This window comes from Butyrivibrio hungatei DSM 14810, assembly GCF_900143205.1.
GTDB classification, from domain to species: domain Bacteria; phylum Bacillota; class Clostridia; order Lachnospirales; family Lachnospiraceae; genus Butyrivibrio; species Butyrivibrio hungatei.
Window position 1 is genome coordinate 118188 of the sequence record NZ_FRDH01000012.1, and the last position, 7494, is coordinate 125681.

Consider the following 7494-nt stretch of genomic DNA (forward strand, 5'->3'; position numbering starts at 1 on the left):
CCTTTTTTAAACGAAACTTGAGGTGTGATCATGCCAGTTTTTGTTGATAAGGCGAAAATTTTTATACAAAGTGGTAAGGGCGGAGATGGACATATCTCTTTTAGAAGAGAAAAGTATGTACCAAACGGTGGCCCAGACGGCGGCGACGGTGGTAAAGGCGGCGACGTTATTTTTGTAGTGGATGAAGGAATCAATACTCTTTCAGACTTTCACTACGGTGGTAAATATAAAGCTGAAAATGGTGAAGATGGAAATAAGAGACGCTGCCATGGTAAAAATGGAGCAGATCTTTATATAAAGGTTCCTGAAGGAACAGTCATAAAAGAAGCTAATTCAGGCAAAGTTATTGCTGATATGAGTGGTGATAACAGGGAAGCTGTTATTTTAAAAGGCGGTAAGGGCGGAAATGGAAATATGCATTATGCTACATCTACAATGCAGGCTCCTAAATATGCTCAGCCCGGCCAGCCAGCTATCAGTCTTGAAGTCATGCTTGAACTTAAGGTAATTGCTGATGTCGGACTTGTAGGTTTCCCAAATGTAGGTAAATCTACATTCTTATCAAAGGTTTCTAATGCAAAACCAAAGATCGCAAATTACCATTTCACAACGCTTTCTCCAATGCTTGGTGTTGTTGATCTTGCAGATGCAAGAGGATTTGTTGTAGCTGATATTCCAGGACTTATTGAAGGTGCTTCAGAAGGAGCAGGACTAGGTCATGAATTCTTAAGACATGTAGAGAGAACAAGAATGATGATCCATGTAGTTGATGCAGCTTCTACTGAAGGAAGAGATCCTATAGAAGATATTGAAGCCATCAATGAAGAATTAAAGAATTACAATGCAGATATTTCAAAGAAACCACAGGTTATTGCCGCAAATAAGATAGATATGCTTCCTGATGGTGAAAATGATGAAATGATTCAGAAGATAAGAGACAAGTACGAGCCTCTTGGCGTTAAAGTATTTGCTACATCTACCCTTACTGGAAAAGGAATACAGGAACTGTTATACTATGTAAGTAGGACACTATCTGAAATGCCTGAACAGAAGGTAGTATTCGAGCAGGAATTCTTCCCTGAAACGATGGCTCGTGAAAATGACGAAGCTTATTCAGTATTTTACGATGATGAAACATCAGAGTACGTTATTGAAGGTCCTAAGATTGAGAAGATGCTTGGATACACTAATCTTGAATCAGAAAAAGGATTTGCATTCTTCCAGAAATTCCTTGCTGATAATGGTATTCTCGATGAACTTGAAAAGCTCCATATTGGAGAAGGCGATACAGTTAGAATGTATGGCTATAGTTTCGAATATTATAGAAATGCAGACACTCAGCCTGTATATGATGATGAAGAGGAAACAAACGAATGACTTTAACTAGTAAGCAACGCGCATATTTAAAGAGTCTTGCATCTGAATTAGAACCAGTATTTCAGATTGGTAAGGCAACAGTTACACCAGAAATAATTGAAGCAATCTCTGAAACCTTCAATACTCATGAGCTTGTAAAGATAACAGTTCTCAAGAACTGCACAGAGGATGTTACAAACGCAGCTATTAAGGTATCTGAAAGAACACGTTCAGAGCTTGTCCAGGTAATTGGCAGAAAGTTTGTATTATACAAGCCTTTCAAAGATGACCCAAAGATAATTCTTCCAAAAACAAAAAAAGAAAAATAATCTTATCATTAAATAAATGGAGGTTATTATATGGAACATAGGAGAATCGGAATATTAGGTGGTACTTTTGATCCTATTCATAATGCTCATTTACTACTAGGTGAATCTGCCAGAGAACAGTTTAATCTCGACAGAGTCATTTATATTCCAAATAATCTGGCACATCTTCCTAACAGAACAGAGATCACTCCAGGAGATGTTCGTTATCAGATGGTCAAGATGGCCATAAGTGATAACCCATATTTTACATGCTCCAGAATAGAAATTGATAAACCTGAAGGAACATATACATACAATACCATTCAGGAATTAAAAGTCATGTATCCAGGAGATGAGCTTTACCTTATTCTTGGCGGAGACTCTATCATTGGAATAGACACATGGTATAGAGCAAAAGATCTTTTGACTTCTTGCACAATACTTGCTGCTGTAAGAGAAGATGATGATCTTGCTGCTCTAGATAAAAAGAGAAATGAACTTAAAAAGATCTACAATGCAGATATCAGACTTCTGAAGTTTAACAGAATCGATATTTCTGCAACTGAGATACGTCAGCGCATTCGTTCAGGAAGATCCGTAAGATATATGCTTCCTGATGAAGTAATTGAATTTTTGTGTATAAAGGGCTTATACAAATGAAGACATTGGTAATATCACAAAAGCTCAGAAAAGAACTGGCTAAAGAGCTCAAACCTGATAGGTTTGATCATACTCTTGGCGTTGCATACACAGCTGCAAGCATGGCAATGGTACATGGTGCCAATGTAGAAAAAGCATTAGTTGCCGGAATGCTTCATGACTGCGCAAAATGTATGTCTCATGAAGAACAGCTAAATATATGTGAAAAAAATCATATAGAAGTAACTGAAATAGAACAGAAAAACCACTCATTACTTCATGCCAAAGTAGGAATGTACCTGGCTCGAACCAAATATGATATATATGACACAGAGATATTAAATGCTATCAGATGGCATACAACCGGCAAAGAAGATATGTCACTTCTTGAAAAGATCGTCTATATAGCAGATTTTATCGAGCCAAATAGGAAGCCTCTTGAGGGTATGGACGAAATCAGAAAAGAAGCATTTACTGATCTTGATAGGTGCCTAGCGCATATTCTTCATGATTCAGTTGTATATCTTAACACTATTGGTAAAGAATGCGATGATGCGACTATGAACGCGTATCATTTTTACAAAAAATACTATCAAATTTGAGGTGAATATGGCAGACTTAAGTGTTTCAAAAAAGATGGCAGCTATGGCTGTTAATGCATTAGAAGATAGAAAAGGAGAGGATGTTCACGTAATCGACATCAGCGAAATTTCTACTCTTGCAGACTATTTTGTTATTGCAAGCGGAACTAATATCAATCAAGTGCAGGCTCTTGCAGATAATGTGCAGGAAGTTCTTGGAAGACAGGGTTTCATGACAAAAGATGTTGAAGGATATGACGCCGGAAATTGGGTTCTCCTTGATTTTGGCGATATCATTGTACATGTATTCGATAATGAAAACAGATTGTTCTATGATCTCGAAAGAATCTGGAGAGATGGAAAACTTGTAGATGTAAACGAACTCATGTAAAAATAAGAGCTACTTACTAAAAAGTAAGTAGCTCATTTTTTTAGTTAATCAGCGATAAAACCTCATAACACCAAACACTTTTCCAAGTATCTTGCAATCATCTACGATTATTGGATCCATAGAATCATTTTCTGGCTGAAGTCTGATATGGCCCTGCTCTTTATAAAAAGTCTTAACAGTTGCTGAATCATCAATCAGAGCAACTACCTGATCCCCGTTTTTAGCAGTATCACAAACCTGAACAAAAAGCTTGTCTCCACTATAGATTCCAGCATTGATCATTGAATCGCCTTTAACATTTAAAATAAATGCATCCGAACCCTTAGGGCACATACTAGCAGGAATAGGAATATATGAATCAATGTTCTCCTCAGCAAGAATAGGCATACCAGCCGCAACCTGACCAACGACAGGTAAGCTAACGATCTCAGTTCTCACCATATTGAAGCCATCATCACAAACTTCAATGGCACGAGGCTTTGTAGGATCCCTTCTAATATATCCGTTCTTTTCAAGAGTAGCTAAATGAGAATGAACAGAAGAAGTAGATTTAAGATTAACTGCAGCACATATATCTCTAACAGAAGGTGGGAAACCTCTTGATAATGTCTGTTCCTTAATATAATCAAGAATTTCTTGTTGCTTTTTTGAAATGTTGCCTTTTTCCATACAAACCCTCCTTTTATCAATATCTGTGTTAAGTATAACAAATGCAAATCCAAAAAGCAAATATTTGTTCGGAAAATATGTTCGATTTTTGTTGACAAACAAATGTTTGTTCTGTATTATGATATCAGAACGGTTGTTCGTAACAAATGTTCGACTTTGGATGAGGTGATGATATGAGTAATGCAATGTTAGCAGCAGCAAGACTTTACAATAATCCTAGATATTTTGATCCAAGTGAGATCAGAATTAGACAGAACAAGATAAGGAGACAGAGAATAGTTCGTAGACAATATATTCTTTTATCTTTAGTCGTATCAATTCTTTTATTTGTAATGATGTTCTTCAAATTATCAGTCCTGACAGATGCACAATCTGATACATTTGAGCCAGAATACAAATACTACAAGACTGTTACAGTTTATTCTGGTGATACATTATGGGACATTGCCAGCAACAACTATAATAGTGGCAAATATTCAGATATGAATTCATATATCAATGAGATTCTAAGCATCAATTCCATCACTGATGCTGATCAGGTAAAGGCTGGAGAATCTCTGATAATCCCATATTTTTCAAAAGAATTTAAATAAATCCCAATAAGATTCTCCCTATTGATGATATAATAATCGTTGATAGGGAGATATTTCATGAAACTTTCAAGTTTACTTTGCTATGACTCTATAGTAATTCAATGTCACGACAATCCAGATGCAGATGCTCTTTGTTCTGGATATGTGTTGTATCGCTATTTTTCTTTCTTTTCCAAAAATGTAAGATTTATCTATTCCGGAAATTTCGAAGTTACAAAGAGTAATCTTGTATATCTTATCAATAAATTACACATCCCTATAGAATATGTAACTAAGCTCAAGTCTAAACCTGACCTTCTTCTGATGACTGACTGCCAATACGGAGAAGGTAATGTTCAGCGTTTTGATGCCAAAGAAATAGCAGTTATAGATCATCACCAGGTTTCAACCAAACTTCCAAAACAAAATGAAGTTCGAAGCAATCTTGGTAGTTGCTGTACAGTAATCTGGAACCTTTTAATGCTAGAAGATTTGATTGATTTCTTTGATAAAAAGATTTCAACTGCGCTATATTATGGTCTTTATTGTGATACAAACTCTTTTTCAGAGATATCACATCCTCTAGATAGAGATATGATCGAATTTCTAGACTATGATAAATCTCTCATATTAAAGCTAAAAAACATGAACTTAACTTTAAGAGAAGCGAAAGTAGCAGGAGTAGCAATGCTCGGCATTGATTATCATCCAGATAACAGATACGCCGTCCTCAAGACAGAAGCCTGCGATCCTAATATTCTAGGTTTGATTGGAGACTTTATCATTGCTATTGACACTGTTGATGTATGCCTTGTTTATAGCATCCTTTCATTTGGCGTTAAGTTTTCAGTCAGGAGCTGTTCTAAGGAAACAAAGGCAGATGAACTAGCAATGTTCATTTCGGACAAGATTGGTTCCGGAGGTGGACATATAGAAAAAGCCGGCGGTCTTCTTAAAAATGATCTGATCAAACAAATTTATCCTGAATATGTAGAAATTGATGATGAATCAGCTAAATTCTCAATTTCCAATATCCTGAAGCAAAGATTAAAAGACTATTTTGAAAATAGCGATATTATATATGCCAAAAAAGCCAAAATAGATACAAGTAAAATGAAGCGCTACATAGCAAATCCCTTTGTTGTGGGCGTTATGGATCCAAAGAAATACATTCCAGCTGGTAATATGGCTATCATCAGAACAATATCCGGCGACAAAAACATAGAAATAAAGAAGAACACTTTATTTATTGTTACAGAAGCAGGTGAAATATACGGTATTTCTGAAGATATTTTCAAAAAGAACTATATTAAGACCAGAAAACATTTTAAGATCACAACAGATTACTCACCAATAATAAAGAATGCAGATACTGGTAAAACCTATCATATTATCACAGAGGTTAAGCCATATATTTCAAATGGCGAGATCAATATCTATGCTAAAAAGCTTACAAAGACTACCAAGTTATTTACTACATGGGACAATGAAAAATATATGCTTGGATTAAAAGGCGATTATATAGCTGCAAGCATAGATGATCCAAATAATATTTTTATTATTGAAAAAAGCATCTTCAAAAAAACATATGATTTAGCGTAAAGGCAGTAAGGCTCTGATTTTTCTACTCTATATGTAAAAAAAATCAGGGCTTTTTTGTTTCTTTTTTACATTGAACTAAATATGTCAGAGATGTTAAGATTTTCTTGTTATATTCTTTTGTTGGGTGGGATTTTACTTTGAGTAATTATAGAAAAGCTAATTATAGAACTAAAGACGGTCAGCGTCTTACTGCGCAGCAGTATAAAAATAGAAGAAAATTCGAGATAATACTTCATTTATCATTACTTGTGGCTTGCATTGTAGCTGTCATCTGCCTTACAGTTACATTAATACATAAGTCTATTCATAATGCGAATACACAAGAAGTTGTAGAAACAGCCACAGATACAGCAACAGCAGAGCTTACTATTGTTGATACGATAGTTGAAGATGTAGTGATAGAAGAGGATAATCCATATCTCAAGACATCTGAAGATTCAGCTTCATTCTTTAGTGGTTATGAAGTGACCATTGATGACAACACCAAGCTTATTACAAGTGATAATGTTCAGAGTTCCTATGGTGTATTAGTAGATCTTGATTCTGGAAAAGTAATTGCACAAAAAGACGGCAATGTACGAATAAATCCAGCTTCAATGACTAAGATATTAACTCTTTTAGTTGCGGCTGAACATATAGAAAATCTTGACGATACCTTTACTATGACTCAGGAAATCGGCAATTATATTTTCAGCAAAGATTGTAGTGCTGTAGGCCTTAAGGTTGGAGATGTCCAGACCATAAGAGACTTAATGTATGGAACAATACTTCCTTCTGGTGCAGATGCTGCAATGTGCCTTGCAGAATATGTTTCAGGCTCTCAGGAAGAATTTGTTAAGCTGATGAATGAAAAACTCGATGAACTAGGCATTTCTTCAACAGCTCATTTTACAAATTGTATTGGAATATACGACAAAGACCATTACTGCACACTGCTTGATATGGCTATGATCCTGAAAGCAGCAGAAGAGAACGAGCTTTGTCATGAAATATTAAACGCAAGAACCTACACAACTTCGCCAACCTCAGAACATCCAGAAGGAATAACAATTTCAAACTGGTTCCTTAGACGTATTGAGGATAAAGATACTCATGGTGATGTTGTTGGCGCTAAAACAGGTTTTGTAAACGAATCAGGTTGCTGCGGAGCAAGCTATCAGATTTCAAATGACGGTTCACATTACATATGCGTAACTGCAGATGCTTGGAGCACCTGGAGATGTATATATGATCATGTTGACATCTATGATACCTACACAAGCTAAATCTATACAAATATCCCCTCATGTCCGAGACTTAATGCTTAATAGGATTAAATAAAGAACCATACGACGGTTATCGCTTAATGATAACCGTTTTTATGTGCCAAAATAGTG

General features: G+C 35.7%; 9 protein-coding genes. 8 read left to right on the top strand and 1 reads right to left on the bottom strand.

Annotated elements, in window-relative coordinates; genetic code table 11:
* Nucleotides 1-30: 30 nt before the first annotated feature.
* From obgE to rsfS, 5 genes are read left to right on the top strand one after another with little or no spacing between them, the layout of a single operon-like run.
* On the top strand, nt 31-1377 hold the full coding sequence (gene obgE / locus BUA02_RS13520; RefSeq protein WP_072705122.1) for a GTPase ObgE: 1347 nt from the start codon (nt 31-33) through the stop codon (nt 1375-1377).
* A complete protein-coding gene (yhbY, locus tag BUA02_RS13525) occupies nt 1374-1685 on the top strand; it encodes a ribosome assembly RNA-binding protein YhbY (protein WP_072705125.1) in 312 nt (103 codons plus the stop codon). Before obgE ends, yhbY begins: the two co-directional genes overlap by 4 nt.
* Nucleotides 1686-1715: 30 nt before the next feature.
* Nucleotides 1716-2324, top strand: coding sequence for a nicotinate-nucleotide adenylyltransferase (nadD, locus tag BUA02_RS13530; RefSeq protein ID WP_072705128.1), 609 nt, complete (start codon nt 1716-1718; stop codon nt 2322-2324).
* Nucleotides 2321-2905 carry a bis(5'-nucleosyl)-tetraphosphatase (symmetrical) YqeK gene (yqeK, locus tag BUA02_RS13535; protein WP_072705131.1) on the top strand — a complete coding sequence of 195 codons (585 nt, stop codon included), beginning with the start codon at nt 2321-2323 and terminating at the stop codon, nt 2903-2905. The genes nadD and yqeK overlap by 4 nt, the downstream gene beginning before the upstream one ends.
* A 7-nt stretch (nt 2906-2912) precedes the next feature.
* Nucleotides 2913-3275: a ribosome silencing factor gene (rsfS, locus tag BUA02_RS13540; RefSeq protein WP_072705134.1), complete on the top strand. Its 363-nt coding sequence runs from the start codon at nt 2913-2915 to the stop codon at nt 3273-3275.
* A gap of 48 nt (nt 3276-3323) precedes the next feature.
* Here rsfS and lexA read toward each other — a convergent pair whose 3' ends face one another.
* The gene (lexA, locus tag BUA02_RS13545; RefSeq protein ID WP_071176069.1) at nt 3324-3944 is read right to left on the bottom strand and encodes a transcriptional repressor LexA; all 621 of its coding nucleotides are present in this window, start codon (nt 3942-3944) and stop codon (nt 3324-3326) included.
* 173 nt (nt 3945-4117) lie between these two features.
* Here lexA and BUA02_RS13550 point away from each other — a divergent pair, with 173 nt between their 5' ends.
* The 3 genes from BUA02_RS13550 to BUA02_RS13560 all read left to right on the top strand — a co-directional run bounded on the left by BUA02_RS13550 (nt 4118) and on the right by BUA02_RS13560 (nt 7383).
* Entirely contained in the window at nt 4118-4537 is a 420-nt protein-coding gene (locus BUA02_RS13550; RefSeq protein WP_072705137.1) for a LysM peptidoglycan-binding domain-containing protein, read from the top strand.
* 57 nt (nt 4538-4594) lie between these two features.
* Complete coding sequence (locus BUA02_RS13555) at nt 4595-6118, top strand: DHH family phosphoesterase (RefSeq protein WP_072705140.1); 1524 nt, start codon at nt 4595-4597, stop codon at nt 6116-6118.
* 137 nt (nt 6119-6255) lie between these two features.
* The gene (locus BUA02_RS13560) at nt 6256-7383 is read left to right on the top strand and encodes a D-alanyl-D-alanine carboxypeptidase family protein (protein ID WP_072705144.1); all 1128 of its coding nucleotides are present in this window, start codon (nt 6256-6258) and stop codon (nt 7381-7383) included.
* The last annotated feature ends 111 nt before the right edge of the window (nt 7384-7494 follow it).